At 75.2% G+C, this 25,127-nt stretch carries 18 protein-coding genes and 1 pseudogene; 9 read left to right on the plus strand and 10 right to left on the minus strand.

Annotation, left to right across the window (positions count from 1 at the left end):
• Positions 1-22 precede the first annotated feature (22 nt).
• Positions 23-1,687 carry an amidohydrolase gene (locus ACLJTM_RS26890; RefSeq protein ID WP_411106320.1) on the plus strand — a complete coding sequence of 555 codons (1,665 nt, stop codon included), beginning with the start codon at positions 23-25 and terminating at the stop codon, positions 1,685-1,687.
• 93 nt (positions 1,688-1,780) lie between these two features.
• Here ACLJTM_RS26890 and ACLJTM_RS26895 read toward each other — a convergent pair whose 3' ends face one another.
• Positions 1,781-2,911, minus strand: coding sequence for a DUF3533 domain-containing protein (locus tag ACLJTM_RS26895; RefSeq protein ID WP_411106321.1), 1,131 nt, complete (start codon positions 2,909-2,911; stop codon positions 1,781-1,783).
• A 170-nt stretch (positions 2,912-3,081) separates the two neighbouring features.
• On the opposite strand from ACLJTM_RS26895, the gene ACLJTM_RS26900 reads away from it, so the two are divergent.
• The 3 genes from ACLJTM_RS26900 (at position 3,082) to ACLJTM_RS26910 (ending at position 8,819) form a co-directional block, all read left to right on the plus strand.
• On the plus strand, positions 3,082-6,720 hold the full coding sequence (locus tag ACLJTM_RS26900; RefSeq protein ID WP_411106322.1) for a DNA polymerase III subunit alpha: 3,639 nt from the start codon (positions 3,082-3,084) through the stop codon (positions 6,718-6,720).
• Positions 6,717-7,796, plus strand: a complete 1,080-nt coding sequence (locus ACLJTM_RS26905) for a hypothetical protein (protein ID WP_411106323.1) — start codon at positions 6,717-6,719, stop codon at positions 7,794-7,796. The genes ACLJTM_RS26900 and ACLJTM_RS26905 overlap by 4 nt, the downstream gene beginning before the upstream one ends.
• A 162-nt stretch (positions 7,797-7,958) precedes the next feature.
• Positions 7,959-8,819 carry an esterase/lipase family protein gene (locus tag ACLJTM_RS26910; protein WP_411106324.1) on the plus strand — a complete coding sequence of 287 codons (861 nt, stop codon included), beginning with the start codon at positions 7,959-7,961 and terminating at the stop codon, positions 8,817-8,819.
• 67 nt (positions 8,820-8,886) lie between these two features.
• Here ACLJTM_RS26910 and ACLJTM_RS26915 read toward each other — a convergent pair whose 3' ends face one another.
• The 3 genes from ACLJTM_RS26915 to ACLJTM_RS26925 all read right to left on the minus strand — a co-directional run bounded on the left by ACLJTM_RS26915 (position 8,887) and on the right by ACLJTM_RS26925 (position 11,694).
• The gene (locus ACLJTM_RS26915) at positions 8,887-9,999 is read right to left on the minus strand and encodes a lytic polysaccharide monooxygenase (RefSeq protein ID WP_411106325.1); all 1,113 of its coding nucleotides are present in this window, start codon (positions 9,997-9,999) and stop codon (positions 8,887-8,889) included.
• Between the two features lie 241 nt (positions 10,000-10,240).
• Positions 10,241-10,726, minus strand: a complete 486-nt coding sequence (locus tag ACLJTM_RS26920) for a DUF402 domain-containing protein (RefSeq protein WP_411106326.1) — start codon at positions 10,724-10,726, stop codon at positions 10,241-10,243.
• Positions 10,723-11,694 carry a GNAT family N-acetyltransferase gene (locus ACLJTM_RS26925; protein ID WP_411106327.1) on the minus strand — a complete coding sequence of 324 codons (972 nt, stop codon included), beginning with the start codon at positions 11,692-11,694 and terminating at the stop codon, positions 10,723-10,725. Before ACLJTM_RS26925 ends, ACLJTM_RS26920 begins: the two co-directional genes overlap by 4 nt.
• 71 nt (positions 11,695-11,765) lie before the next feature.
• On the opposite strand from ACLJTM_RS26925, the gene ACLJTM_RS26930 reads away from it, so the two are divergent.
• Positions 11,766-12,155 (plus strand): GntR family transcriptional regulator, encoded by a 390-nt coding sequence (locus tag ACLJTM_RS26930; RefSeq protein WP_411106328.1) that lies wholly within the window; start codon positions 11,766-11,768, stop codon positions 12,153-12,155.
• Between the two features lie 200 nt (positions 12,156-12,355).
• Here the strand turns inward: ACLJTM_RS26930 and ACLJTM_RS26935 are convergent, their stop codons facing one another.
• On the minus strand, positions 12,356-13,453 hold the full coding sequence (locus ACLJTM_RS26935; RefSeq protein ID WP_411106329.1) for a DUF5925 domain-containing protein: 1,098 nt from the start codon (positions 13,451-13,453) through the stop codon (positions 12,356-12,358).
• A 205-nt stretch (positions 13,454-13,658) separates the two neighbouring features.
• On the opposite strand from ACLJTM_RS26935, the gene ACLJTM_RS26940 reads away from it, so the two are divergent.
• Positions 13,659-14,462: an SGNH/GDSL hydrolase family protein gene (locus ACLJTM_RS26940; protein ID WP_411106633.1), complete on the plus strand. Its 804-nt coding sequence runs from the start codon at positions 13,659-13,661 to the stop codon at positions 14,460-14,462.
• Positions 14,463-14,492: 30 nt separating this feature from the next.
• Here ACLJTM_RS26940 and ACLJTM_RS26945 read toward each other — a convergent pair whose 3' ends face one another.
• On the minus strand, positions 14,493-16,160 hold the full coding sequence (locus ACLJTM_RS26945) for a serine/threonine-protein kinase (RefSeq protein WP_411106634.1): 1,668 nt from the start codon (positions 16,158-16,160) through the stop codon (positions 14,493-14,495).
• A 400-nt stretch (positions 16,161-16,560) separates the two neighbouring features.
• Here ACLJTM_RS26945 and ACLJTM_RS26950 point away from each other — a divergent pair, with 400 nt between their 5' ends.
• Positions 16,561-16,830, plus strand: a complete 270-nt coding sequence (locus ACLJTM_RS26950) for a hypothetical protein (protein WP_267760327.1) — start codon at positions 16,561-16,563, stop codon at positions 16,828-16,830.
• 40 nt (positions 16,831-16,870) lie between these two features.
• Here ACLJTM_RS26950 and ACLJTM_RS26955 read toward each other — a convergent pair whose 3' ends face one another.
• Together ACLJTM_RS26955 and ACLJTM_RS26960 are read right to left on the minus strand one after the other, a co-directional pair.
• Positions 16,871-18,082, minus strand: a complete 1,212-nt coding sequence (locus tag ACLJTM_RS26955) for a CaiB/BaiF CoA transferase family protein (protein WP_411106330.1) — start codon at positions 18,080-18,082, stop codon at positions 16,871-16,873.
• A 94-nt stretch (positions 18,083-18,176) separates the two neighbouring features.
• Positions 18,177-19,298, minus strand: coding sequence for a type ISP restriction/modification enzyme (locus tag ACLJTM_RS26960; protein ID WP_411106635.1), 1,122 nt, complete (start codon positions 19,296-19,298; stop codon positions 18,177-18,179).
• 133 nt (positions 19,299-19,431) lie between these two features.
• Here ACLJTM_RS26960 and ACLJTM_RS26965 point away from each other — a divergent pair, with 133 nt between their 5' ends.
• Positions 19,432-19,593, plus strand: a complete 162-nt coding sequence (locus ACLJTM_RS26965) for a hypothetical protein (RefSeq protein WP_411106331.1) — start codon at positions 19,432-19,434, stop codon at positions 19,591-19,593.
• 194 nt (positions 19,594-19,787) lie between these two features.
• Here ACLJTM_RS26965 and ACLJTM_RS26970 read toward each other — a convergent pair whose 3' ends face one another.
• Together ACLJTM_RS26970 and hmgA are read right to left on the minus strand one after the other, a co-directional pair.
• On the minus strand, positions 19,788-20,537 hold the full coding sequence (locus ACLJTM_RS26970) for a GntR family transcriptional regulator (protein WP_411106332.1): 750 nt from the start codon (positions 20,535-20,537) through the stop codon (positions 19,788-19,790).
• 125 nt (positions 20,538-20,662) lie between these two features.
• A complete protein-coding gene (hmgA, locus tag ACLJTM_RS26975; RefSeq protein ID WP_411106333.1) occupies positions 20,663-21,985 on the minus strand; it encodes a homogentisate 1,2-dioxygenase in 1,323 nt (440 codons plus the stop codon).
• A gap of 162 nt (positions 21,986-22,147) precedes the next feature.
• On the opposite strand from hmgA, the pseudogene ACLJTM_RS26980 reads away from it, so the two are divergent.
• Positions 22,148-24,417: pseudogene (locus ACLJTM_RS26980) on the plus strand (right-handed parallel beta-helix repeat-containing protein); the annotation flags it as partial.
• Positions 24,418-25,127: the final 710 nt, after the last annotated feature.

Genomic DNA, 25,127 nt, shown 5'->3' on the forward strand with positions numbered 1-25,127 from the left:
CTCTGCACAGGAGCACCAGCCCATGCCCGGCACCGCCCAGCCCTTCCCCGCCGACCTCCTGCTCACCGGAGCGCGCATCCACACCGTCGACCCGGACCTCCCCGAGGCCGAGGCCCTCGCCGTGCACGACGGCCGGATCGTCTGGGTGGGTCCCGACGCCGGGGCGCAGGCCTGGGCCGGCCCGGACACCGAGCGGATCGACGCGGGCGGCCGGCTCGTCCTGCCCGGCTTCATCGACGCGCACAACCACGTCCGGCTCGGCTCCGACGCCGCCTGCGTGCAGCTCGCCGGGGTGCGCACCCTGGCGGGCATCCACGAACGGATCCGGTCCTGGCACGCCGAGCACCCGGACGCCGGGTGGATCGAGGCCGAGGCCTTCGACTACTCCGCGATCCCGGGCGGGCGGATGCCGACCGCCGCGGACCTGGACCCCGCCACCGGGGACACCCCCGCGTTCGTGCTCTCGTACGACGTCCACACGGCCTGGTTGAACACGGCGGCCATGCGCCGCCTCGGCATCGCCCGGGACCGCACCGACCTGCCCTTCGGCACCGCCGCAACGGACCCGGACAGCGGCGAGCCCACCGGTTTCGTCACGGACTTCGCCGTCAAGGGGCTCTCCCGCGAGGGCCACCGGGCCCTGCGCGACCTCGGCGTGCCGTGGGCCTCGCAGGACCGGCAGTACGGGCGCCTCGCCCGGAGCCTGGACGACGCGATCGGCTTCGGCATCACCACGGTGGTGGAGCCGCAGAACTCCCTGGACGACCTGGAGCTCTACGAGCGGGCCCGGGCCGAGGGCCGGCTGCGCTCGCGGATCGTCGCGGCCCTGTTCCACCCGCGGGGCACCACGCCGGAGGAGCTCGCCGCCTTCGCGGGGGCCGCACGGATGTACGCGGGCGACCGGCTGCGGGTGGGCCCGCTCAAGCTGTACATCGACGACGTGGTGGAACCGCGGACGGCCGCGCTGCTGGAGCCGTACGCCGGCTGCGGCCACCACCGGGGCGAGACCTTCTACCCGGCCGAGGAGTTCGCCGAGCTGCTGGCGGAGCTGGACGCGCGGGGCTTCCAGTGCTTCGTGCACGCCACCGGCGACCGCGGCATCCGGACCGTCCTGGACGCCGTCGAACACGCCCGGGCCGTGAACGGGCCGCGGGACGCCCGCCACCAGGTCGTGCACGTGGAATGCCTGGACCCGGCGGACGTCCCGCGCTTCCGCGAGCTGGGCGTGGTCGCCTGCATGCAGCCCAGGCACTGCGCGCCGGAGATCGCGGGCCCCGGCCAGGACTGGGCCGAGAACGTGGGCGCGGACCGCTGGCACAAGGCCTGGCCGATGCGGAGCCTGCACGAGGCGGGAGCGGTGCTGGCCTTCTCCAGCGACTGGAACGTGGCGGAGATGGACCCCATGGTCGGCATCTACACCGCGGTGACCCGCCGCCCGCTGTCGGGCGGCGGCCCGGCCTGGCAGCCCGCCGAGACGGTGGACGTGCAGACGGCCGTGCACGGCTACACGATGGGTTCGGCCCACGCCAACTTCCTGGAGGCGGAGCGGGGTTCGCTGACGGTGGGCAAGGCGGCCGACTTCGTGGTGCTGTCCCGGGACATCCTGTCCGTCCCGCCGGAGCAGATCCCCGGCACGGTCGCACAGACGGTGGTGGTCGCGGGCGAGGTGGTCCACCGGGCCGGCTGACGCAGCGGGAGCGGCCCCCGGCGGCCGCGCCCGGCCCGGCGGGAGGGCCGGTTGCCGGGGAGCGGGGTGAACACCCCGCTCCCCGGCCCGGTGTCACCGCGCTCCCGGCCCCTCGGCCTCCCCGGCGGAGGCGAACCGGGGGACCCCCGGGGCGTCGTCGGCGAGCCCGCTGCCCACGGCGGCGCCCGACCGGCCCCGCCGGGACAGCGCGCAGACCAGCGTGACCGCGGAGCCCAGTACCGCCCAGCCGGCCAGGACCAGCAGGGGTCCGGTCGCGCCGTTGCCGTGGAAGTACGCGATGGAGCGGGCGGCGTAGGTGCCGGCGCCCGGGGGCAGGGCCGGGCCGATGGAGCTCCAGAACGGCGGCAGCAGCGGATACGGGTAGGCCCCGCCCGCGCTCGGATTGCCGAACACCACCACCAGCAGGATCGCGAGGCCGATGCCGACCACGCCGGCCAGCCCCTGCAGGGCCAGGGTGAGGGCGCCGACGGCGAAGACCACCAGGGTGCCCAGCCCCCACAGGGCCGTCAGGCTGCCGGGCAGGGCGTCCAGGACGGGCCCCGCGATGACCGCGCCGAGCAGCCCGGCCGCGAGGGAGTACAGGAGCAGCGCGCCGAGCCGGATGACGGCGCGGGCGGTGTTCGCGGGCCGGGCGCCGGCGCTGATCGCGAGGATCGCGGCGCACAGGTAGCCGCCGACGCACCAGCCGACGACCAGGTAGAAGGAGCTCAGCCCGCGTGCGTCGCCCGCGGCGGCCGGGGCCACGTCGGTGACCCGGACGGTGCGCCCCTGGCTCTTCTCGACCAGGCCGACGATCTCTTCGAGGGCCTGGGAGAGCGAGGCCCCGGCGCCGCCCGCGACCAGCAGCCGGTCGGTGGTGCCGGCCGGGTCGACGATCAGTGCGCCGTCCACCGTCCGGTCCTTGACCTGGGTCAGGGCCGTGGCCTCGTCCGGGACCGCACGCGCATCGAGCGGGGTGCCCTGCAGCCCGTCGAGCTGCCGGGCGGTCCGTTCGGCGGCCTGGGCGGCGGGGGCGGCCACGGCGATCGGGATCTCGCTGGGCCGCGGGTGGTGGAAGGCGCCGATGTACGAGGTGATGAAGGCGAGCTGGAGCGCCAGCACCCCCAGGACCAGCAGCGCGGCCCGGGTGGTCACGGCGTCCTTGATCTCGGCGAGGAAGCCGCCGGACGGACCTGCGTCGTTGCTCTGGGTGGGCTGGGTCATGCCCCCACGCTCTGCGGGGCCGCGACGCGCCGCAGCAGGGGCGGGCCGAACGGATGACGGGCGGCAGACCGGGCCACCCGGCTGGTCGAACTGGTGTTTCGCACGCGTATTCGAATTGCTCTATGGTGGATGACGGGGGGAGGTTCATCGAGCGAAGCAGGAGGCCGCGGGTGCCTGGTTTTACGCATCTGCACACCGTTTCGGGGTTCTCCGTGCGCTACGGAGGTTCCCACCCGGAACGGCTGGCGGAGCGTGCCGCGGAGCGGGGCATGGACGCCCTCGCCCTGACCGACCGGGACACCCTGGCGGGTACGGTGCGGTTCGCGAAGGCGTGCGCGAAGGCCGGGATCAGGCCCCTGTTCGGAGTGGACCTGGCCGTACCGGCCGCGCCGGGCGCCGGCCCGGGCCCCGCCGGCTCCCCGGGCCCGGGAGGTTCCGGCGCGGGCTCCCCCGCACACGGCTCCCCGGGCCCCGCCTCCCCGGTCTCGGGCTCCCCGGTCTCGGGCTCCCCGGCCTCCGGCGAGGCTTCGTACCGCCGGCGCACCCCCGTCAAGGGCGGGGCCTTCCTCGACGAGTCCGCCCCCCGCGCCGTCTTCCTGGCCCGCGACGGGGCCCACGGATGGGCCGAGCTGTGCCGGATGGTCACCGCCGCCCACGCTCGCGCCGGGACCGGGACGGCGGCCGGGCAGCCGGCGCTGGCCTGGGGCGACCTGACCGGGGAGGGCGTCATCGTGCTGCTCGGCCCCGACTCCGGACCGGGCCGGGCCCTCGCCGCGGGCCGCCCCGACCGGGCCGCCCGGCTGCTCGCGCCCTGGCGGGAGGTCTACGGGGACTCCCTGCGCCTGGAGGCCGTCCACCACGGCCGCGCCGGCACCGGCCCCGGCTCGCTCCGGCTGGCCGCCCGCACCGTCGGCTTCGCCGCCGAGCAGGGCGTCCCGGCCGTGCTGACCAACGCCGTCCGGTACGCCGACCCCGGCCAGGGCCCCGTCGCCGACATCCTCGACGCGTCCCGCCGCCTGGTCCCCATCGACCCCAGGAGCCCCCTCGACAGCGGCGAGCGCTGGCTCAAGGACGCCTCCGCCATGGCGGAGGCCGCCGACCGGATCGCCCGCGCGGCCGGCCTGCGCCCCGCCGACGCCCGCCGGCTGCTCGAAGAGACCCGGCGGACGGCCGAAGCCTGCTCGGTGGACCCCGAGGACGACCTCGGCATGGGCTCCGTGCACTTCCCCGAGGCCCGGCTCGTCGGCGCCGCCGGCCGCACCGCCCAGCGGGTCCTCACCTCCCGCGCCTCGGCGGGCATGGTGCTGCGCGGCTATGCGGGCGACCGCGCGTACTGGGACCGCATGCACCACGAGCTCGACATCATCGCCCACCACGGCTACGCCTCGTACTTCCTGACGGTCGCCCAAGTGGTCGACGACGTACGGGAGATGGGAATCCGGGTGGCGGCGCGCGGCTCCGGCGCCGGCTCCCTGGTCAACCACCTGCTGGGCATCGCCCACGCCGACCCCGTCGCGCACGGCCTGCTGATGGAGCGCTTCCTGTCCAAGCGCCGCCGCGTCCTGCCCGACATCGACATCGACGTGGAGTCCGCCCGGCGGCTGGAGGTCTACCGGCGGATCATCGACCGGTTCGGCGCCGAGCGCGTCGCCACCGTCTCCATGCCCGAGACCTACCGGGTCCGGCACGCCATCCGCGACGTCGGCGCCGCCCTGTCCATGGACCCGGCGGTCACCGACCGGCTCGCCAAGGCCTTCCCGCACATCCGCGCCCGCGACGCCCGCGCCGCACTGGAGGAGCTGCCCGAACTGCGGGACGTACGGGGGCAGTCGTACGGCAGGCTGTGGGAGCTGGTCGAGGCGCTGGACGCGCTGCCGCGCGGGGTCGCCATGCACCCGTGCGGGGTGCTGCTCTCCGACGCCTCGCTGCTCGCCCGCACGCCCGTGGTGCCCACCAGCGGCGAGGGCTTCCCCATGTCCCAGTTCGACAAGGACGACGTGGAGGAGCTCGGGCTGCTCAAACTCGACGTGCTGGGCGTGCGGATGCAGTCCGCGATGGCGCACGCGGTCGCGGAGATCCGCCGCGGTACGGGACGGGCGCTCGACCTGGACGACCCCGCGCAGGTCCCGCCGGGCGACCCGGCCACGTACGAGCTGATCCGCTCGGCGGAGACCCTGGGCTGCTTCCAGATCGAATCGCCCGGCCAGCGCGACCTCGTGGGACGGCTCCAGCCGGCCACCTTCGGCGACCTGGTGGTCGACATCTCGCTGTTCCGGCCGGGGCCGGTGGCCGCCGACATGGTGCGGCCCTTCATCGAGGCCCGGCACGGGCGGGCGCCGGCGCGCTTCCCGCACCCGGACCTCGCCGACGCGCTGCGCGAGACGTACGGGGTGGTGGTCTTCCACGAGCAGATCATCGAGATCGTGAACGTCATGACCGGCTGCGGGCGGGACGAGGCGGACCGGGTGCGGCGCGGCCTGTCCGATCCGCAGTCGCAGGGCCGGATCAAGGTCTGGTTCGCGGCGCGGGCGGCGGAACGCGGCTACCCGGTGGAGGTGGTCGGCCGGACCTGGGAGATCGTGAAGGCCTTCGGCTCGTACGGTTTCTGCAAGGCGCACGCCGTGGCCTTCGCGGTGCCGACGTACCAGTCGGCGTGGCTGAAGGCGCACCACCCGGCGGCCTTCTACGCCGGCCTGCTCACCCACGACCCGGGGATGTACCCGAAGCGGCTGCTGCTGGCGGACGCGCGGCGGCGGGGCGTGCCGGTGCTGCCGCTGGACGTGAACCGGTCGGCGGCCGCCCATCGGATCGAACTGGTGTCCGACGGGCCTCCGGTGTGGGGCTTGCGGCTGGGGCTGTCCGACGTCCACGGCATCAGCGAGGCCGAGGCGGCCCGGATCGAGGCCGGCCGGCCGTACGCCTCGCTGCGCGACTTCTGGGACCGGGCCCACCCCGGCCGGCCGGTGGCGCAGCGGCTGGCGCAGGTCGGCGCGTTGGACGCCTTCGGCGCCAACCGGCGCGACCTGCTCCTGCACGTGACGGAACTGCACGGCGCGCAGCGGGCCGCCGGTGTGCGCGGCGGAGCCCAACTGCCCCTGGAAGGAGGCCGGTCCACGGCCGCCATCGGACTGCCCGACCTGACCGACACCGAACGGCTCAGCGCCGAGCTGGGGGTGCTCGGGATGGACACCACACGGCACCTGATGGAGGACCACCACGCCTTCCTGGCCGAACTGGGCGTCGTCCCGGCGCGGCGGCTGCGGGACGTCGAGCACGGGCGGACGGTCCTGGTCGCGGGGGCCAAGGCGGCCACCCAGACCCCGCCGATCCGTTCCGGCAAGCGGGTCATCTTCAGCACCCTGGACGACGGTACGGGCCTGGTCGACCTGGCTTTCTTCGACGACAGCCACGAGTCCTGCGCGCACACCGTCTTCCACTCCTTCCTGCTGCTGGTGCGGGGCGTGGTGCAGCGGCGCGGCCCGCAGAGCCTGAGCGTGGTCGGGGCGGCGGCGTGGGACCTGGCGGAACTGGTGGAGCTGCGGGGGACGGGCGGCCTGGACGCGGTCGCGGCCCGCCTGGCCTCCGGCGGGGCCGCAGCCGGGACCGGCGGCGGAAGCCCGGAGGGCGAGGGCGCCGGCGAGAGCGGGGGCGGGGGCGCCGACGGCGGTACGGGCGCGAAGGGGTCCGACCGCCGGATCCGCCTCTCCACGGGGTACGAGCTGAACCCCTGGGCCGACCTGCAGCCGCCGGGCGAGGGCTCGGCGACCGGCCGCAAGCTGTGGCACTCCAGCTCGGGGAGCCCGGGATGACCGCCGCTGCCGCCGCCGGCGCCCCCGCGGCCGCGGGGGCCGAAGCCCCCCGCCCGGACCCGGCCGCGCCCGGGCGGGTCGTGGCCTGCCTGCGGCTGCACCCCGCGGACGGGACGCCGCTGGGCGCGGAGCAGTACGCCGGGGTGCTCGCCCTGCTCGGCGGGCTCACCCCGGCCGTGCAGGCCCTGCCGCCCGAGGCCGCCCTCGCCGACGTCCGCGGCGCGCTGCGGTACTTCGGGTGCGACGCCGTCCGGCTGGCCGCCGTGGTCCGGGTCCGCGCCCTCGCCCTGTACGGGGTCGACTGCACCGTCGGCGTCGCGGGCAACCCCATGCTGGCCCGGGCCGCCGCCCGGGCGGCCCGGCCCGGCGGGACCCTGGTGGTCCCCGACGAGCCCGCCGCCGTACGGGGGTTCCTGGCGCACAAGCCCGTCGGAGTCCTCGACGGGGTCGGGCCCAAGGCCGCCCGCACCCTGTGCTCCTACGGCCTCGACTCCGTCGGCAAGGTCGCCGCCGCCCCGCCCGCCACCCTGCGGCGCATCCTCGGGGTCCGGCTCGGCCGCGAGGTGCACGAGCGCGCCCTGGGCATCGACCGGACCCCCGTCGAACCGGGCGCGTCGGCCCGGTCCATCGCCGCCGAGCGGCCTTTCGACCGCGACGAGCTGGATCCCGTACAGCACCGGCGGGCCCTGCTCTCGCTGACGGAGGAACTGGGCGCGAAGCTCCGTACGCACGGGCCGGACGGGGGGCGGGGACAGGTGTGCCGGGCCCTCTCGCTCACCGTCCGCTGCGCCGACCGCACCACGCTCACCCGGACCCGGACCCTGGCCGAACCCACGGCCCACTCCTCCGCGTTGACCGCCACGGCCTACGCCCTCTACGCCGGACTGGGCCTCCAGCGGGCCCGGGTCCGGGCCCTGTCCCTGCGGGCCGAGGACCTGAGCGCGGCCGAACGGGCCACCCGGCAGCTCAGCCTGGACCCGCAGGACGAGCGGGCGCGCCGCCTGGAGGCCGTCACGGACCGGGTCCGCGCCCGCTTCGGCCCGCACGTCATCGCCCGCGGCACGCTCGCGGCGTAGCAGGGTCCCGGTCGACACGAGAGATTTTTACCGACGCGTAACTTCCCAGTTGTGCTACCCGCCCGTAATTTGACGGCAGCAGCACCCCCTTGTGATCCGGATCACGGGATGAAAACCCCCACGCTCCATCCCCTTGAGTCGCAACCGCAAGGAGATCACACGATGCTGCCCTGGAGACGCCTGCTCCGCCCGCTGGCCGTCCTCACCCTCACCGCCGCCGCGCTCGTCGCCCCCACCGGCGCCGCGCAGGCCGCGTCCGCACCCAGCAGCGGCTGGAACAACTGGTCCTGCAAGCCGTCCGCCGCGCACCCGCGCCCCGTCGTCCTCGTGCACGGCACCTTCGGCAACTCCGTGGACAACTGGCTCGGCCTCGCGCCGTACCTGGTCCACCGCGGGTACTGCGTCTACTCCCTCGACTACGGGCAACTGCCCGGCGTGCCCTTCTTCAACGGGCTCGGCCCCATCGACAAGTCCGCCGCCCAGCTCGACGTCTTCGTGGACAAGGTGCTCGCCTCCACCGGCTCCGCGAAGACCGACATCATCGGCCACTCACAGGGCGGCATGATGCCGCGCCACTACCTGAAGTTCCTCGGCGGCGCCGCCAAGGTCAACGCCCTGGTCGGGCTCGCCCCCGACAACCACGGCACCGACCTGCTCGGCTTCACCCGGCTGCTGCCGTACTTCCCCGGCGCCGAGGACCTGGTGAGCACCGCGACGCCGGGCCTCGCCGACCAGATCGCCGGATCGGCCTTCCTGCAGAGGCTGAACGCCGGCGGGGACACCGTGCCCGGCGTGAAGTACACGGTGATCGCGACCCGGTACGACGAGGTGGTCACGCCCTACCGCAGCGGCTTCCTGGACGGGGCGAACGTGAAGAACGTCGTCCTGCAGGACCTGTGCGCCGTGGACCTCTCCGAGCACGTCGCCATCGGGCTCACCGACCGGATCGCCTGGCACGAGGCGGTCAACGCCCTCGACCCGGCCCATGCGGAACGGACCACCTGCGCCTCGGTCTTCGACTGACCCGGCCGGTGCACAGGCGGCCCTGAAGGCCCCGGCCGGGCGCGGGCGCCCGCCGAGGCCCTGCCGGCTACCGCCGCGAGGCGCCCCCGGCGGCGCGGCGGCGGGCGACGGCGAACAGCACGGCCGCGCCCGCGGCCAGGGCGCCCGCCCCGGCGATCGCGAGCATCGGGGTGGCACTGCTGCCGCCCGTCTGCGCCAGGTTGCCGTCCTCGGCGGCCGAGGGCGCGGCCGGGGCGGGGACCGGGGAGCCGGCGGCGCCGTTCGTCTTCGGGTCGTTGTCGCCGTGGCCGTGGTGCTCCACGCTCGACTTCTCCGCGCCGTCGGCGATCTGCTGGTCCGTCGGCACCTTGGCCGGCGGGCCCTCGGGCGCGTCGGACGCCTGCTCCGAAGGCGTGGCGGAGGGCTTCACCCCGGCGCCGGCGGTCGGGGCGGTGGTCGGCTTGCCACCGGGCTTTCCGGTGGGCTTGCCGGTGCCGGTGCCGGTGCCGGTGCCGGTTCCGGTTCCGGTTCCGGTGCCCGCCCCGCCGCCGTTGTCCTTGCCGAAGACGACGTCCGAACAGGTGTAGAAGGCCTCCGGGCTGTCCGAGCGCTGCCAGATGCTGTAGATCAGATGGCGGCCCGACTTGGCGGGAACCGTGCCGGAGAAGACGTAGTCACCGTTCTGCATGCCCGGGTCGGTGGCCTTCGCGAAGGGCGCGGGCTCCAGGTCGGACCACTTCAGCGGCTTCGACGGATCGTAGCCGTCCTTCGTCACGTACAGCTCGAAGGAGCCCTTGTGGGGGGCGGTCCCCTTGTAGCGGAAGGTGTGCGCGCCCGAGGTCATGGGGCTGGCCGGCCAGTCGGCGCGGGCCTGGTCGAGACCGCGGTACTTGTCGTTGCCCGCGGAGCAGAGCCGGCCGTTGGGGATCAGGGAGCGGTGGTTGCCCGCCGCGTTGGCGATGTTCACGGCGTTCCAGTCGTAGAACGCCTGCGCCCCGCTCTCCTTGACCGCCGCCTTGCAGGCTGCGGACTGCGGGGACTCCGGCCCCTCCGCGTAGCAGGCGGCCACCCGGCTGACCGGGTCCGTCATCGAACCGTGGGCCGCCGCGGGGACGGCGGCGTACGCGGCCACCGCGAGCGAGGCGAGGCCGGCGGCGGCGATGCGGGTCGCGGTGCGGGCGGCGGTGCTGCGTGCGGGCATGGGTGGATCTCCTTCGGGCGCAAGGCAGGGTTGCGCCAGTGGACCGGGCTGTGCGGCGCCGCCCCCGTGGGGTCCCGGCGCCGCATCCGGCCCTCCCTGGCCCCGCCAAGCTAACCGCCGGGACAGCCCGTTCCCCCGGGATCGGGCCCTCCGGGAGGATCCTTAGGATCCGCTTAAGGAAGGGGTAAGCGGGGGCTGAGGAACCGCCTCCGCAGACCCCGGAGCCGCGCTTCCGGGACCCTCAGCGGAGCAGCGCGGCGAGCCCCGCCGGGGTGCGGGCCTGGTCGGTCAGGGCGTCGAGGGCGCGCACCGCCCGGCCGGCCGCCTCCGGGTCGCGCTCGGCGAGCCCGCTCGCCGCGAACTCGTCCTCGTCCAGGCGCAGTACCCGGCTGCCGTCCGCCGAGACCCACAGGTCGAGGTCCAGATCCTCCACGAGGACCTCCCCGGCCCGCAGGACGGCCGGCCGGGTCACGTCGCAGTACCAGCCCTTGAGGACCCCGTCGGCGCTCCACACCTCCTTGACCGCGTACCAGCGCGTCCGCCAGAAGTGCTCGACGAACACGTCGCCCGGCTCGAAGCGGACGAAGCCGAAATCGCGTACGCCTTCGGCCGCCCAGGGGGCGCGCACGGAGATCCGGTCGCCGTCGTCGGCGAGCTGCGCCGCCGGGTAGCGGATCTTGGTGCGTCCCGCCTTGGTCAGGACGACGGTCAGCAGCCGGCCGTTCACACTGCCTCCAGGGTCTTCGCGTAACGCGTCTCGGTCGCGCAGATCTCGTAGCCGAACCGGTTGTTGACCGCCAGCATCGGTTCGTTGCCCGCATCGTTGCCGGTGAAGGCCTCCGTGTACCCGGCCGCCCGGGCCCGGTGCAGGGAGACGGTCTTGGCGAGGGTGGCCAGGCCCCGGCCCCGGAAAGCGCGCCGGGTGCCCGTCATCGCCGAGCCGTAGCGGGTCGCGCCGTCCGTCTGGGCGGCGGTGAAGGCGGCCACCGTGCCGTCGACGAGGACGACGGTGGTCAGCTCCTTGTCGAGGGTCGGGTTGCGCCAGATGCCCGTCAGCCAGTCCTCGTAGTCGTCGAGGGAGACCGGCACGTCGCCCGGCTCGTCCGCGCTCGCCTCCGCGTCGGCTTCGAACAACGGCCGCGGGTCGGCGGCGAAGTCGGCGCCGCAGCGCACCTCCACCCCCGCCGGGAGGGCCTGCGGGAACGACGGCAGGGCCGCACCCGCCAGGTCCAGCCGCAGGAAGTGCGCGGACCGGCCGGGGCCGTAGCCGCGCCGCTCGGCGAAGGCGCGGTGCGCGGGCTCGTCCAGCACCCAGACGTGGGTGTCGACCGCGCCAGCGGCGGCCAGGTGCTCCTCGGCCGCGCGCAGCAGGAGCAGGCCCGCGCCCAGGCCCCGGTGGGCGGGGTCGACGTACGGGTTCGCGTACGAGTGGCCGGGCTCGGGGCTGTCGTGGACGAGGCCGGCCTGGGCCGTGCCGATGACGAGCCCGCCGGCGGTCTCGGCGACCAGAATCCGGTGCGCCCTCGCCGGATGGGCCGAGGCCACCTCGTACGCCACCCCCTCGGCCGTGGTGATCATGAAGGGGAGGGCGGCGCGGCGCACCCGGACGACGGCTTCGGCGTCCGAGGGATCGCCGGGGCGCAGGTCGCGGACGAGGACGGCGCCGGAGGCCGGGGCGGGAGCGGGGACGGTCATGCGCCAGACGCTACGTCCGGGCCCGCTCCGGGCGCCTCCGAATTAACCGGCGATGGGGGAGAATCGGCCGGGTGACCCCGACGAACCTGAAGATCACCATCGACGGCTCGGCCGGTTCGGCCGCCCCGTACGAACAGCTGCGCGCGCAGATCGCGGACCGCGCCCGGTCGGGGAGGCTGCCGGCCGGGTTCAAGCTGCCCACGGTGCGCGGGCTCGCGGAGGAACTGGGGCTCGCCGCCAACACCGTCGCCAAGGCGTACCGGGCGCTGGAGGGGGACGGGGTCGTCGAGACGCGGGGCCGCAACGGGACCTTCGTCGCCGCGGCGGGCGGGGGCGCGGCCCGCGAGGCCGCGGCTGCCGCGCAGGCGTTCGCGGAGCGGGCCCGCCGCCTCGGCCTGACGGAGGCCGAAGCCCTGGCTGCGGCCACCGCCGCCCTCCGGGCCCGGTACGCGGCGGACTGACCCCGGGCGGCAGGACACCCGGCCCGGGCCCGGCGCGATCCGCACGAGACGGCCGGCGACGAGCACGAGCGGCCGGCGATCCGCACGAGACGGCCTGCGACGAGCACGAGACGGCCTGCGACGAGCACGAGACGGCCTGCGACGAGCACGAGCGGCCGGCGATGCGCACGAGCGGCCGGCGATGCGCAGGAGACGGCCCGCTAGAGGTAGAGGCCCGGCTCGGCGCCGTGCGGCTGGAGCGGCAGGACCGCCGCCGGGCCCGTGCCGCGGCGCAGGGCGTACAGCTCGGCCAGGGTGGCGCCCTCGCGGGAGACGCCCTCGTCCGTGCCCAGCCAGTCCACCGCCTCCGGGTGGGTCAGCCGGCCCACCTCGATGCGGGCCAGGCAGCGGCCCGGCCGGACCACTGCCGGGTGCAGGCGCTCCAGGTCCTCGTTGGTGGTGACGCCGACCAGGACGTTGCGGCCCTGGCCCAGCAGACCGTCCGTCAGGTTCAGCAGCCGGGACAGCGCCTGGCCGGCGGTGTGCCGGGCCTCGCCGCGGATCAGCTCGTCGCAGTCCTCCAGCAGCAGCAGCCGCCAGCGGCCCTTCGCCGTGCCCTCGTCCTCGCCGATCGCGATGTCCATCAGGTACCCGACGTCGTTGAACAGCCGCTCGGGGTCCAGGACGCAGTCCACCTGGCACCAGTCCCGCCAGGAGCGGGCCAGCGTGCGCAGCGCCGAGGTCTTGCCGGTCCCGGGAGGCCCGTGCAGCAGGAGTAGCCGGCCGGCGATGTCGTCGGGGGTGACCTTCATCAGCCGGTCCATCGCCCCGGCCACCGGAGCGGTGTAGTTGGACCGCACCTCGGGCCAGGTGCCCGCCGCGATCTGGCGTGTCGTCCGGTACGGACCGCGGCGCGGGGAGACGTACCAGAAGCCCATCGTGACGTTCTCCGGCTGGGGTTCGGGCTCGTCCTGCACCCCCTCCGTGGCCTCGCCGAGCACGAGGCCGGCGAGTTCGTCGCTGACGGCCGTCACGGTGACGTCCGCGCCGCGGCTCCACCGGGAGACGAGCATGGTCCAGCCCTCGCCCTCGGCCAGGGTGGCACTGCGGTCGGTGTCGCGTGCCGAGCGCAACACGGTGGCCCCGGGCGGCAGCAGGGTGGCGCCCGCCTTCACCCGCTCGATGGTGACGCTGTGCGAGTACGGCTGCTCACCGGACGCGAACCGGCCGAGGAACAGCGCGTCGACGACGTCCGACGGCGAGTCGCTGTCGTCGACGTTGAGCCGGATCGGCAGCGCGTCATGCGGGTTGGCTGGCATGGCGCCCATGATCCGGCACGGCCTGCCCCGATGCACCCGTGTTTCGCCGGATAGGGCGCCCGGGTTCGGTGTCAAACGTCCTGGTGGTGAAGATTCGGACGGCAACCCTGCCCCGAATATTCTTGGCATGAACACTTCCAGACAGGCCCGGCTCCTTGTACCACGGACTCAGGAGTAACCCCCACAAGGAGCCGCACACATGAGCATGAGACTGTCGCGTTCCGCAGCCTTGATCTCCTCCCTGTTGCTCGCCGCCGGAGCCACCCTCTTCGGCGCCGCCCACGCCTCCGCCGCCCAGGCCGACTTCGGCTACGTCGCGCTCGGCGACTCGTACTCCTCCGGCGTCGGCGCCGGCAACTACGACGGTGCGAGCGGCAACTGCAAGCGCACCAGCCGCGCCTACCCGGCCCTGTGGGCCGCCGCACACGCCCCGCAGACCTTCTCCTTCACCGCCTGCTCCGGCGCCCGGACGGGTGATGTGCTCTCCGGCCAGCTCGCCCCGCTGAACTCCGGCACCGACCTGGTCAGCATCACCATCGGAGGCAACGACGCCGGATTCTCCGACGTCATGACGACCTGTGTGCTCCAGTCCGAGTCCACCTGCGTGAACCGCGTCAACCAGGCCAAGGCCTACGTCGACACCACCCTGCCCGGCCTGCTCGACCAGGTCTACAACGCCATCGACAGCCGCGCGCCCGCCGCCCGCGTCGTCGTCATCGGCTACCCCCGCTTCTACAAGCTGAACGGAACCTGCACCACCGGCCTGACCGAGGGCGAACGCACCGCCATCAACGGCGCGTCCGACCACCTCAACGCCGCCATAGCCAAACGCGCGGCCGACCACGGCTTCACCTTCGCCTCGGTCGCGGGCGCCTTCACCGGCCACGAGATCTGCTCCGGCGCCGCATGGCTGCACAGCGTCAACTGGCTCAACATCGGCGAGTCCTACCACCCCACGGCCGCCGGACAGTCCGGCGGCTACCTGCCCGTCTTCACCAACGCCGCCTGACCGGACGATCCCGCCCCGCACGCCCCCCGGCTACGGCCGGGGGGCCTCCTGCGCCGGACCTCCCCCCGCCGACGGGTCCGGCGATCCCCCCGGAGGCGTCCCCTCCGGCGACGCCTCCGGGGACACCCCGGCCGACGCGCTCGCCGACGGGGCGGCCGAGGGCCCGGCAGAGCCGCTCGTGGACGGGGCCGGGGTGCTCGGCCCGACCTTCTCGCAGGCCACCGAGGTCTCCACCCAGGAGGTGGCCAGCTCAACGGGCGCACGCACCTCCAGCCGCACGGCGTCCCGGTGGACCGAACCCGGTACGTGCGTCAGCTCGCTGTGCTCCAGCCTCCGGCTCCGCGGCCCGCCGGTCTCGTACGTGACGGTCTGCCAGCCCGGCCCCGAGGTCCTGCCGCTGCGCGTGGCCCAGCGGTACTCCAGCACGGCCGGCACCCGCTCCACCTCGACCGTGGCGGCGAAAGCGGGCGCGCGCCCCTCGGCCGGGGGGCAGTTGCCCGTGAAGGACGTGCGCACGGCGTCCACGTACGCGACCACCTGCTGGCCGCCGTCCGCCGACGCGGACGCCGAGGTCGACGCCGAGGCGGACGCGGCGGGCCCCGGGGCGCCGGAGCCGCCCGCGGGGGAGCTCGCCGCCGGCCCCGGGCCCGGGGCGCCGCCGTCGTCCCGGGTGTCCGCGCGGTCCTTCAGCAGCAGCCAGACCAGCACGGACAGCGCCAGCAGCAGGAAGGCGGCCCCGACCGCCAACACGAGGGCGGCCCGCCCCCGGGGAGGGGCCGCCCCGCCGACGGACGCAGGCGACGGCCCGCCGTACCCGGGCGCGGCGGCCGCGGCCGCACCGCCCGCCCCGGCGCCGCTCCGGGTGCCGCCGCCGTGCGGCTCGTGCCCGGGGTGTGCCACCGCCGCCGGCGTGTCCGGCCCCGGACCGCCCGCGGGGTGCACGGTCCCGCCCGCGCCCACCACCCGCAGCATCCGGGCCGCCTCCGCCGCGGACAGCCGCTCGGCCGGGTCCTTGCGCAGCAGCCCCTCCAGGACGGGTGCCAGCGGCCCGGCCCGGCGCGGCGGCGGCGGCTCCGCCTCCACCACCGCCTGCAGGGTGGCGAGCGGGCTGTCCCGGCGGAAGGGGGTGGTCCCCTCGACTGCTGCGTACAGCATCGCCCCGAGGGCCCACAGGTCCGCCTCGGCCCCCGGATCGCGGCCCAACGCCCGCTCCGGCGCCAGGTATTCGGGGGAGCCGACCACCTCGCCGGTCATGGTGATGGCCGCGGACCCCTCCAGGCTCGCGATCCCGAAGTCGCTCAGCACCACGCGGCCGTCGTTGGCGACCAGCACGTTGCCGGGCTTCACGTCCCGGTGCAGCACCCCCGCCTCGTGCGCCGAGCGCAGCGCGGCCAGCACCTGCTCCCCGAGGTGGGCGGCCCGCTGCGGGGAGAGCCGCCCCTCTGCCTCCAGGACGTCGGCCAGCGAGAGCCCGCGCACCAGCTCCATGACGATCCACGGCCGGCCGTCCTCGGTGGCCACGTCGTAGACGGTGACGACCCCGCGGTGCGAGATCCGGGCCGCCGCCCAGGCCTCGCGCTCCAACCGCCGGTACATCCGCTGGAGTTCGGAATCCGGCAGGGCGGCCGGGGCCCGCACCTCCTTCACGGCGACCTCGCGGGCCAGCACCTCGTCCCGGGCCCGCCAGACGGTGCCCATGCCGCCGCGTCCGATCGGGTCGAGCAGCCGGTACCGGCCCGCGAGCACTCGACCGTCACTCGAATGCCCCGCCGCGTCCCCGGGCGCATGGCCGTCCGCGCCACCCACGTTGCCGCTCACGCGAACCCCCCAGTGCGTCTTTTGTGCATCCACGTGTCATCGGGCGATCACTCCACGTTACCGCAGGGCAGGCAAAGGGGCCCCTGTTGTGGCCGGACTGTGGAGGAGGGGTGGTGAACCGGCCCCATCTGTGCGGAGAGTGACGATTGACTCCGCTGAGTAATCGTCAACATCCGTCGCCCCAGGGGTAATTCACACCACCGGGATACCCGGGCGCGACGCGGGGGCGATAGGGTTAACCTGCCCGGGCCGGGTGCCCTCGTACGGGTGGGGAGAGAACATGGAACAGATAGCAATGCGCAGCAGGCCGCCACGCGTGCCTGCCATCACCTGCGGCAGCGGTGCGACCAGCTCGCGCCTCGACCGCCATCTCGCCGTGCTGGGCGGTCCCGCCCTGCCGCACCGCGAGACCGCCGAGGCAACGCTGCTGATGCGCGAGCTCACCTCCCGCGACCACACGCACCGCCTGCGGAGCCGGAGCGCGCGCGTCTCGCTCTTCGCGCCGCTGCGCCGTCTGCGTCGCACGCTCTTCGGCAGCCGCCGCTCGTAGAACCGTCCCCGCACCGCAACCGTCCGCCCTCCGGCACCCTCTACGCGACGACACCGTCCCGGCGCAGGTCCGAGATCTGCGCGCCCGTCATCCCCAGGGCGCGCAGCAGGGCCTCGGTGTGTTCGCCGAGCGCCGGCACCGCACCCATGTGCGGTGCCGCGCCACCCGGCAGCCCGATCGGGGGCAGCAGCGCCCGCAACGGGCCGGCCGGCGAGTCCACTTCCCGCCAGCGGTCCCGGGCCGCCAGCTGCGGATGGGCGGCCAGCCGGGCCACGGAGTTCAGCCGGGCACAGGCGATACCCGCCTCCTCCAGCCGTTCGATCGCCTCGTCCGCCGTCAGCCGGGCCATGGCCTGCGCGACCACCGCGTCGGTCTGCTCCCGGTGGGCGGTGCGGGCCGCATTCGTCCCGTACGCGGGATCCCCGGCCAGTTCCGGCCGGCCCAGCACCCGCTCCGCCAGCCGCCGCCACTCGCGGTCGTTCTGCACCGACAGGAGCACCCGGTCCCCGTCGGCCGTCGGATAGGCGTCGTACGGCGCGATCACGGCGTGCGCCAGCCCCGTGCGTACGGGCTGCTCCCCGCCGTGCATCGTGTGGTGCAGCGGATGCCCCATCCACTCGGCGAGGGCGTCCAGCATGGACACCTCCACCCTGCCCCCGCGACCGGTGGCGCCGCGCCGCAGCAGGGCCGCGAGGACCCCGGAGAAGGCGTACATGGCGGCCGCGATGTCCGCCGCCGGAATGCCCGCCTTGACGGGCGACTGCGGGGTCCCGGTGACCGAGACCAGCCCGGCCTCGCACTGCACCAGCATGTCGTAGGCCCGCTTGTGGGCGTACGGGCCGTCGGGCCCGTAGCCGGAGACGTCCACGGCGACCAGCCGCGGGTAGCGCCCGCACAGCGTGGCCGCGTCGAGGCCGAGCCGCGCGGCCGCCCCGTGCGCGAGGTTCTGGACGAAGACGTCCGCGTCCGCCAGCAGCGCGTGCAGGACCTCCCGGCCGCGCGGGTCCTTCAGGTCCAGCGCGAGCGACTCCTTGCCGCGGTTGGCCCACACGAAGTGCGAGGCGAGGCCGTGTGCGGCGGTGTCGTAGCCGCGCGCGAAGTCGCCCCCGTCGGGCCGCTCGACCTTGACCACCCGCGCGCCCAGGTCGGCGAGCTGCCGGGTGGCGAAGGGGGCGGAGACGGCCTGTTCGACGGAGACGACGGTGATGCCGGCGAGGGGCAGGGGGTCGGACTGCTGCGCATCGTGGTTCATGACAGCTGTGCCTACCGGCTGGGACCCCGGTCTGTCACCCCCGGGAGCCCCGGCCGCCGGGTCGCCGCCCGGCCCGGCGCCGGCCCGGCGCTTCCTAGAGCAGGGCGAACTGCCCGCCCGGGCCCTCCTCCCGGTGGTCGAGCACCGATGCCGGGCGCCGGGTCCAGCGCGGCGCCGGCAGTACGCCGGCGGCGCGCAGCTCCGTCGCCGACAGGCCGGGGCCCGGCTCGAACGCGGCCCGTTCCGGGGTCAGGGCGGCCAGCAGCGCCAGCGTCGTGACCAGGGCCAGCAGCTCGGAGGTCCAGCCCTGCGGCCACTCGGCCGGGCCCAGCGCGTCCAGTCCCTCGGCGTCCGGGCGGCGGTGTGCGGTGCGGGCCGCGAACCAGGCCTCCAGCACCCGCACGCCCTGCACCTCGTACTCCCAGGCCTCCCGGGGCACGGGGGAGACGGTTCCGCCGCCCAGGGTCAGCGTCTCGGTCCCGGGGTCGTAGCCCAGCTCCTGCGGGCGGGCCGGGACGGCCGAGCGGACGTACGGGCGGCGCCCCCCGGGCAGCCGGGGCGGCTCCCCGCCGCGGGCCCCCCGGAGGTGCACCGAGAGCAGCCGGTGCCCCAGCTCCAGCCCGGCGCGCCAGCGCTCCGGATCGGCGGCGAGCGGGACCTCGTGGCCCCGCGGCGACGGGCGGCCCGCCGCGAGGACCCAGCACAGCACGTCCTCGGGGGTGACCCAGCCGCCGTGGCGCCCGCCCAGCAGGTGCAGCAGGCCCGGGGCGAGATTCGGCTCGGCGCCGCCGGGGCGGCGGTGCAGCGGGCGGATCCGGCCGAGCCGGCCGGCCGGGAGGTGCGCGGTGACCAGCAGGTCCGGCACCTCGACGAGGAACAGCTGGTGCGCGTCGCGGACCCGCCAGAGCTCCGGGCGGGCCGCGTCGATGAGCCGCTGGTCCGGGAGCAGCCACTGCTCGTCGAAGGGCTCGCGGAGGACCCGTACGGGGTCGGGGCACGGGCCCGGCTCGTCGGCGAACCGCGCCGTGCCCGAGCGCTGACCCGGCAGCGCGGCTGCGCCGGCGGCGGGCGTACGGCTGCGGCTCGGCCGGAACAACCGCTCCCGCTCGGGCCCTTCGGCGCCGGCCAGAGCCGCCCAGCGGGCGCGCAGTGCGGCCGGATCGGGCGCGGCCACCCAGTCCCGGCCCAGGCGCAGCCCGCCCGTGGTCCAGGGCATCAGATCGTCCAGCAGCGGTACGTCATCGCTCACCCGGCAGATGGTAGCGACGGGGCCGGCGGCCGGGCTGGCCACCGGCCGAAGGGATACGCTCCTTGTGTACGCATACGTACCGTCGACCGAGGAGACGGCCATGAGTCAGTACGACGAATACTCGACTCCGTCGCAGGCCGAGGGCGAGCGCCTCGACGAGGACATGGACGAGCGCCAGCGCGAGGAACGCCACCCCCAGACGATGCGGACCACCCCCTCACAGGCGGAAGGGGAGCGGACCGCCGAGGACGAGCGCGACTGACGGCCTGCGCCGAGAGACCGGGGCCGGCGCTGGCGCCGGCGCTGGCGCCGATGAGGTTGCACGGGTCACGCGGCACCCGTCACGCGGCACCCGTCACGGGGCACCCGTCCCGCGGCACCGGTCACGGAGCGCGGGCCGGGGGTGGGTGCGCCGGCGGGGGGTGCGCCGGTCAGGCGCCCGGGGTGCGGGCGCCGTCAGGGGGCGTCGACGGTCACCGTGAAGGAGAACCGGTCGCCCCGGTAGCGGATCCGCGCCACGTCCACCACCCGGCCGTCCTCGTCGTAGGTGACCCCCGTGTAGTGCAGGATCGGGCTGAGCAGCGGCACCTGGAGCAGTTCGGCCGTCTCCGGATCGGCCAGGCGGGCCTCCACCGTGTCCGTGATCCGGCTGATGCGCACCCCCACCACGTCCCGGAGCACCTTCGTCATGGGCCAGCGCACCAGGTCGGCCGGGTCCACCGACGCGGCGACCTCGGGGAGTACGGCGTTCTCCGCCCAGTTGGTCGGCTCGCCGCTCTCCCGGTCGTGCCGGAGCCGCCGGAAGACGACCACCTCGGCCGTGTCCGGGAAATGCTCCAGCAGCTCCCCGGCCACCGCCGTCCGGGAACGGCCGAGCACCGTCGTGAGGTCGCCCGACTGCTGCGCCACGATCGCGTCGACCGAGCCCAGCAGCCGCACCGGCGCCCCGCGCCGCGCCCCCGGTTCGATGAAGGTGCCGCGCCGCCGGTGCCGGCTGATCAGGCCCTCGCCCTCCAGCTCCTTGAGCGCCTGCCGCATGGTCAGCACGCTCACCCCGTAGTGCTCGGCGAGCTGCTCCTCGGTGGGCAGCCGCAGCGAGGCGTCCGGGGTGCGGCCGAGTATCGAGGCGCGCAGCGACTGCGACACCTGGTACCAGAGCGGCAGCTTCCGGTTCAGTACCAGGGAGTCGGGGGCGAAGGCGGTCACGGCTGGTTCTCCGAACGGCTGGGACGGCTGGACGGGGGCGGGCGCCGCCGCGCCCGGCGCTGGGCGCCCGGCACGGCGCGGCACCGCCCGGCGTGGTGGTGCGTGCGCAGCGTATGCAGCGCGGGTCAGGGGCGGAAGTGGCGCTCCAGACCCTGCCAGACGTCGTCGTAGCCCGGCTGGAGGTGGTCCGCGCCGGCCGCCTGGGCGGTGGCGGTGATCGGCCAGCGGGTCTCGAACATGAAGGCCAGGCCGTCGTCGATCCGCTGCGGCTTCAGCTCGGCGGCGCTCGCCCGGTCGAAGGTCTCCCGGTCGGGGCCGTGCGCGGACATCATGTTGTGCAGCGAGCCGCCACCGGGGACGAAACCCTCGGCCTTGGCGTCGTAGGCGCCCTCGATCAGGCCCATGTACTCGCTCATCACATTGCGGTGGAAGTACGGCGGGCGGAAGGTGTCCTCGCCGACCAGCCACCGCGGCGCGAAGACCACGAAGTCCACGCCGGCCAGCCCCGGGGTGTCGGAGGGCGAGGTCAGCACGGTGAAGATCGACGGGTCGGGGTGGTCGTAGCTGATGGTGCCCAGGACGTTGAAGCGCCGCAGGTCGTAGACGTACGGGACGTGGCTGCCGTGCCAGGCGACCACGTCGAGCGGGGAGTGGGCGTAGGTGGCGGACCAGAGGTTGCCGCAGAACTTGTTGACCACCTCGGTCGGCCGCCCGTCCGCGCCCGGGTCCTCGTACGCCGCCACCGGAGCCCGGAAGTCCCGCGCGGCGGCGAGGCCGTTGGCGCCGATCGGGCCGAGGTCGGGGAGTTCGAAGGGCTGCCCGTAGTTCTCGCAGACGTAGCCGCGCGCCTCGGAGTCGAGGAGCTCCACGCGGAAGCGGACGCCCCGCGGGATCAGGGCGACCTCGCCGGGCCGGGCGGCCAGCAGGCCGAGTTCGGTGCGCAGGAGCAGCCCGCCGCGCTCCGGGACGATCAGCAGTTCACCGTCCGAGTCGCTGAAGACCCGGTCGGTCATGGAGGAGTTGGCGGCGTAGAGGTGGATGGCCATGCCGGCCCGCTGGGCCGCGTCGCCGTTGCCGCCGAGCGTCCACAGACCCGCCAGGAAGTCGGTGCCGGGGGCCGGGTCGGGCAGCGGGTTCCAGCGCAGCCGGTTGGGGTCGGCGGGCACTTCGGTGAAGGGGGCCGTCCGCACGCCCCCGTTGTCGATCCGGGTGAACGGCGGGTGCGCGGCCGAGGGGTGGATCCGGTACAGCCACGAGCGGCGGTTGCGGCTGCGGGGCTCGGTGAAGGCGCTGCCGCTGAGCTGTTCGGCATAGAGGCCGAGGGGGGCGCGCTGGGGCGAGTTCCGGCCGAGGGGCAGTGCGCCGGGCACGGCCTCCGAGCTGTGCTCGTTGCCGAAGCCGGTGAGGTACTCCAGTGCCTCCGCCGTCTTCCTGGCCTGCTCGCTCATCGCTGCTCCGCTCCTCGAAGGAATCCTATGGCTGACAGTAGGATTCCGCGCCCCGCACGTCAACGCCGCCTCCCGGCCGCCTGGCCGGATTCCGGGTGAGCCGCGGACCCGGCCCTGCAGAGGGGGCTCACAAAAGATGAACATTGCTCTACTCTCTCGCGCATGTCGTGGATCCGCAGGTCCCCTGCCGCGCCCGGGGCCGCTCCCGGACGAAGCCCGGGGGAGGCGCTGCTCACCGCCCTCCTCGCCACCCTCCTCGCCCTCCTGTCCCTCCTCGCCGCCGCGCCCGCCGCCCGCGCGCACGAGGAGCGCCCGGTCACCTTCCCCGACGGCTCCGGCTCCGTACCCCGGTACCGCACCGGGGAGCCCGACCTGCTGGTCTGCAAGACCGACCGGCCCGCATTCGAACGCCGGACGGCCGGCTACCCCGACGCGCTGCGCCGGCGCAACCTCGCCCTCTACGAACGCTGCCTGCAGAGCGGCTACCGGCACCTCCAGGAAGCCGTGGACGCCGTCGACCGGCCCGGCATGAACATCGCCGTCCTCCCCGGCCTCTACGAGGAGGAGCCCTCCCTCCCGGCCCCCGCCGGCGCGTGCGCCGCCCTGAAGGCCCCCGACTCCGCACTCGGCTACCAGATCCTCAGCTACGAGCAGCAGGTCCAGTGCCGCCACAACCAGAACCTCGTCGCGGTCCTCGGCAAGAAGGACCTCCAGATCGAAGGCACCGGAGCCACCCGCCAGGACGTGGTCATCGACGCCAAGTACCGGAAACTCAACGGCATCCGGGCCGACCGCTCCGACGGCGTCTACTTCCGCAACTTCACCGCGCAGCGCACCACCTTCAACTCCCTGTACGTGCTGGCGGCCGACGGCTTCGTCATCGACGACGTACTGACCCGCTGGAACGACGAGTACGGCTTCCTGACCTTCGCCAGCGACCACGGCCTCTACAAGGACTGCGAGTCGTACGGGAACGGCGACTCCGGCATCTACCCCGGCAGCGCCTCCGACATCAACAACGGCCGCGGCTACGACGTACCCCGCTACTCCATCGAGATCACCGGCTGCCGCAGCCACCACAACATGGTCGGCTACTCCGGCACCGCGGGCGACTCCGTCTGGGTCCACGACAACGAGTTCGACCAGAACATGGGCGGCGCCTCGATGGACAGCGCCTTCCCCGGCCATCCCGGACTCCCGCAGAACCACGCCACCTTCGAACGCAACCTGATCCACGACAACAACCAGGACTACTACGGGTACGTCGCCGACGGCACCTGCGCCAAACCGCCCGCCGAGCGCGGGTACGAGCGGGGCGTCGTCTGCCCGCAGATCTCCATGCCGCCGGGCACCGGCATCATCACCGCGGGCGGCAACTGGAACCGCTACGAGGACAACTGGGTCTACGGGAACCGCCGCGCGGGCTTCTTCCTCAGCGCCGTCCCCGCCTTCATCCGCGGCGAGGAGGCCTGGTCGAAGCAGACGGACACCTCGCACCACAACCGGTACGCCGGCAACGTCCTCGGCAAGGACAAGTCCGGCGCGTCCCGCCCCAACGGCATGGACGTGTGGTGGGACGGCCAGGGCCGCGCCAACTGCTGGCAGTCCGGACCCGACGGGTCCACACCGGGCACGCTGCCGCAGTGCGGGGAGCGCCGCGGCGCCGTCTCCGGAGCCTCGGCGCGCCTGGTCGGCGAACCGGTGAAGCTGGTCCAGCTCCTCGTCTGCGCCGACTACAGCGTGCAGGCACGCAGGCTCCCGGCAGGCTGCGACTGGTACGGGGCGCGCGGCCTCGAACGCGTCGAGACCCAGATCGCCCTGGCCGTCGCGGCGGTGCTGCTGCTGGTCGGCGGCGCCTTGTGGGCACGCCGCCTGCGGAACTCCCGCCTCGGCGCGGCCGCCTCCCTCCTCGGCTGGCCGGGCTGGCCCTGGACGTGGCCGGCTCCACCACCCCGCTGACCGGGACCTTCGTCCCCGCCGCCGCGCTGCTGCTCCTCGGCCTGTGGTGGACGGGCGTCGGCCTGGCACTGCGCCCCACCCGCCCGTGGCTGGCCCGCCTGACGCTCCTGCTGGCCGGGCTCACCCTGCTGGACGCCTTCGACAAGGCCGTCCTGATGATCCCCTGGACCCCCCTGAGCCCCGCCTGGCTCCGGGCCCTGGCCGCCCTGGTCTGGACCCTCTGGGCAACCACAGCCGCAGCCCGCCCCACCCCACCCCCCACCCCGACGCCGCCCCGGAAACCGGGCCCGGGCCCGGGGGCGGGTCCGGGGGCGGCGCCGCCTCGGGAGCCGGGGGCGGGTCCGGGCCGGGAGCCTGGTCCGGCTTCGGGGCCGGGGGCGGCTCGGGAGCCGGGTCCGGCTTCGGGGCCGGGGGCGGGGGCGCCTCGGGAGCCTGGTCCGGCCGGGGAGCCTGGTCCGGCTTCGGGTATGGCGTCGGGGGCGGGGCCCGGCGCGGGGGCGGGGTCTGCTTCGGGTACGGGCCGGGAGCCAGCGCCGCCTCGGGAGCCCGGTCCGGTGTCGGGGCCGGGGGCGGATACGGCTTCGGGTACGGCGTCGGGTCCGGCTTCGGGCTTGGCTACGGCCCCTGCCGCGGCTCTGGCTCCGGGTCATGATGCGGCCTCGGGTCCGGCCCCGGCTTCGTCCTCGGCCCCGATTCCGGCCATCGCCCCGAGCACGGTTCCGGATACGCCCCCGGCTCCGGCCCCAACACCCCGTCACACTCAGTCTCCGTGAGGGCGGCCTCTCAAGGCCCGGCCCGGTCCGCGCCCACCCTCAGGAGTACGGCCTCAAAGTGCCCCATCCCGCCCCGTGGGAGGCAACCGGCCGCGCAAGGGCAGCGGCGGTGGGGGAGTGCGGCGGAGGTTTCCGCATCGGCCTGGGGGAGAAAGGTGTGCCGGGCCGGACACGCTGCCAAGCCCGCGGCCCGCAGCCCGCGGCCGTGGGACGGGGGCGCGCCGGAGTGTCTGCCGCGGGCCGGAGGGCAGGCCAGAGCCCGGCGGCGGCTTGCGGGCGGGCGGACGCACGAGCTTGCGTCTGGCCGTCCGGCCGGTCCCGGGCCGCGGCCGGGCCGGCTCCGGGGCGGGCCCGAAGGAGGCTCGGGCCGCCCACTCCGCCGCGCCTCCCGGCAGCGGCGGCGGCCGCGG

This window comes from Streptomyces sp. cmx-4-9, from assembly GCF_046548835.1.
Lineage (GTDB): Bacteria > Actinomycetota > Actinomycetes > Streptomycetales > Streptomycetaceae > Streptomyces.